The following is a 3,942-nucleotide window of genomic DNA, read 5'->3' on the forward strand; positions in this document are numbered from 1 at the left end:
CACATTTAACAGCGACAACGAAACAAAAACTGTTGCCTTTGTTAAATAATGAATCGTTAGCGCAAATTTCTACTTGGCCGGATGAGATGCGTTCGGCTCCCGGTGAGTTTTGGCAAAAGAAATCATCACGCTGGCATTATATAAATAAACCTGCAAATCAACCCTTAATACTTAATCATGCTCACACTAAAAACAAAGAGTCTGTGACGAATATTTTAGAAGGGATCCATTATTCTATTCAAACACTTAAAAGCGAAACAAGCTCGCTTGATGCGAAGCAATTTAGCCTACGCTTTTTAGTCCACTTGGTGGGTGATAGCCACCAGCCTTTTCATGCTGGTCGCGCCGAAGACCGCGGTGGTAATCGTATAAAGGTGCAATATTTTGGCCAAGAAACAAATTTACATAGTCTGTGGGACAGTAAGTTAATTGAAGGCGAAAACTTGTCGTACACCGAGTTTGCCGAGTTTATCAATACCACTAATCCACTATTAATTAGTGAGTACTTAGCCAGTTCGCCAACAAGCTGGTTAGTTGAATCAAACAACATCGCCGAATCACTTTATAATAAAAATGAAACAGACATCAGCTACAGTTACGTTTATAACCATATGCCAATTATTAAAACACGCTTACAACAAAGCGGAATAAGACTTGCTGGTTTATTAAATAGTCTTTTTGATGAATCAGCTACTCCGTTAGTCAGTGCACTAAAGATGCAAACTAACGAAAAAACAATCAACTAAGTAACCTTCAATACGGGAAAACAACATAATGAATAAACTTCGTCTGTCGAAATTAACCGGAGCAATAGTATTGGCTCTGGGTGTTTCAGCCAGTGCGATGGCTGCCGATACGTCATCTGCCATGCGCGGTAAAATCACTACTCCATCGGGTGAAAGTGCTGCTAATGTAAAAATTAAAGTTATTCACGGCCCTACTGGTACAGTGAGCGAACTAACCACCAATGCCAGTGGTACCTTTATTGCCAATGGTTTACGTGTTGGTGGGCCTTACACTGTGGTTATCGACTCTGATACCTTTAACGACACTACACTAGAAAACATCTACCTTGAGCTGGGTGGCACCTACCGATTAAACTCTCAACTGCGTCCACTTAACATGGAAAAAATTGAGGTTTCTGGCTATAAAATCGTACAACAATCGGGTGGCTCAAGCAGCTCTTTTGGTGAAGACACGATTCAAAACATGCCAAGCTTTAACCGCGATATTAAAGATATTGCCCGTTTAAACCCCCTTGCCAGCATTAATGGTAATGGTGAGCTTACATTTGCTGGTAATAATCCTCGCAGTAACAGCTTAACCGTGGACGGCATTGGCCAAAATGATGATTTTGGTTTGAACTATGGCGGCTACCCTACAGCGCAACCACCTGTTGCACTTGATGCTATTGAGCAAATTTCTGTTGATGTATCGCCATTTTCAGCAGCCAAAGGTAACTTTGGTGGCGGTACCATTAACGCAGTAACAAAGTCAGGTACCAACGAATTTAAATTTTCTGGCTTTTACGAAACTTCAACCCCAGATATGGCCGGTGATGTTGATAGCATTTCACAAGTATACGCAAACGGCAGACCCGCTCTAGATGAAGACGGCCACAGAACCTTTGTGGTTGAACAAGTAGAACCAATCCAAACTGAAGCACGCTATGGCTTTAACTTTGGCGGACCAATTTTAGAAGATAAGCTGTTTTACTTTGTAAACTACAATGCGTGGAAAAGTGAGCTTGATTTAGACTATGGTTTTGAAGGCTCAGGCGCAGCCAACGAATACGATGTTACCAAAGAAAGCTTTGATCAATTCATTGCTATTTTAGATAACGTGTATGGCATGCAAGACTCTTTAGGTGGCGATCCGAAAGACACTAATGAATCACTATTAGTGAAATTAAGCTGGAACGTGAATGACGATCACCGCTTAGACTTTACTTACCAATGGCAAGACGATCAAGATGAACGTAACTTTGGCATGGGTGGCAGCACAGTTCAGCTAGCATCAACTCGCTATACCTATGCGACTAAGTTTAATAACTTTGCTACTAAGCTGTATTCAGATTGGAATGAAGACTTTTCTACTGAAATTGGCATCGCCTACAAAGACGTGACTTCAGATAGCATCACTAATTCAAGTATTGGTAGTGTTAAAGTAGAAGAGTATTTTCGCGGTCCTGCGTATGAATTTGGTACCGACCAATTCCGTCATGCTAATAAGTCAGCCACTGAAAATCTAACCCTCACTTTTGATGGTACTTATTTATTAGACGAGCACCAGCTTAAGTTTGGCGCTAAGTACGAGTCACTTAATTTATACAACTTATTTGCTGCTAACTCATTAGGTTCATGGGAGTTTGATAACTTTGATGGCTTTGCCGACCGTGAAGTGGGCAACTTTAGAGGCGAATATGATTTTTCATACGGTAATGCCTATACCAATAACTCAGCCGATACCGCTTACGATGCAACGCGCAGCCAGCTCGCGCTTTACATCGAAGACACGTTTTACGCCAGCGATGATTTAGAAGTAACTGCGGGTATTCGTTATGAGCGTTTAGCGTCTGACGACAAGCCCACGCTAAATGAAAAATTTTTAGAAACCTACGGCTACACTAACCAAGAGAACTTGGACGGTGTTGATATTATTTTACCGCGCATTGGCTTTAAATATTATGCCACAGAAGCACTAACCGTTAATGGTGGTGTGGGTCGTTTCCAAGGCGGTATTCCAAATGTTTGGTACAATAACTCGTTCCAAAATGATGGTATTACCTTTGTTGAAGCACCGCAAAGTGCGATTGATGATTACTATGCCAATAATAAGGCCGATATCACTAAAATACCTGATGAAATTAAAAACTCATTAGTACAAGGTGCCGGTAGCACTAACTATATCGACCCTAATTTCAAACTACCTTCAAGCATTCGTGCGCAAGTTGGCTTTGACTATGAGTTTGATTCTGAACTGTTAGGTAATGGCTTTAAATGGCAAGCTGAAATTGCTTACCATAAAAAAGAAAATGAGGCTGTTTGGCATAATACGGCTATTCAACAAGTCGGCGTTGCCGCTGATGGTGAGCGTATTATTTATGAAAGTATCTACTCTGGTGATTTGAAAGATAACTTTGATATTATGATGACTAACTCAGCCGAAGACGGACGCTCGGTGATCTTCTCTACAGCACTTGCTAAAGAGTGGGATAATGGTTTGTATATATCGACCAGTTATGCGCACCAAGATATTACTGAAGCCGCTTCTGGCTCATCTTCTCGCGCACAAAGTAACTATCAATACAATGTGACACAAAACCGCAACCAAGATTTAGCGCACCGCGGTGCGTATGAAGTTGAGCATAGCTTTAAAATTAATGTAAGCTACAAAACTGAATTATTTACCGGCTACCAAACCAAGTTTAACATGTACTTTGAGCGTCGCTCTGGTCGTCCATTTAGCTATACTATGGGTATGTTCAGAGACGGTGACTTAGGTGATACACGTGACTTTAACTCAAGCTCTGCTTACCTTGCTTACATTCCAACCGGCGCTGATGACACCAATGTAAATTGGGATGAGTCTGGCTTGTCGTGGAATGAGCTTGAAACGTTACTAAACCGTGCGGGTATTTCTGAGCGTGGCACGATTTTAGACCGTAATTCAGGTACTCAACCTTGGGTAACCACTATGGATATTAGTGTTAAACAAGAAATTCCTGGGTTTGCTGAAGGTCATAAAGGTGAGGTTTACTTTATGATAGATAACTTTGCTAACTTACTTAACAGTGACTGGGGTATAGAAAAACGTTTAGGTTTCCAAGATCAAGCCATTTATGACTTTGGTGGCTTAGATGACGAAGGCCGTTATATCATCGATGCTCGCTATAATGGCGCTGATGTGCGTAATTACAGCCAAATTGCAACGTCATCATCG

Annotated in this window: 2 protein-coding genes; both read left to right on the forward strand. The window is 41.3% G+C overall.

What is annotated here, in order from left to right:
- The coding region (locus ABYB02_RS15330) for a S1/P1 nuclease (RefSeq protein ID WP_372763273.1) at window positions 1-746 on the forward strand (746 nt) is incomplete at its 5' end.
- Between the two features lie 28 nt (window positions 747-774).
- On the forward strand, window positions 775-3,942 hold a 3,168-nt coding region (locus ABYB02_RS15335; protein WP_372763274.1), incomplete at its 3' end, for a TonB-dependent receptor domain-containing protein.

Origin of the sequence: Pseudoalteromonas sp., assembly GCF_041613455.1 — a bacterium.
Lineage (GTDB): Bacteria > Pseudomonadota > Gammaproteobacteria > Enterobacterales > Alteromonadaceae > Pseudoalteromonas.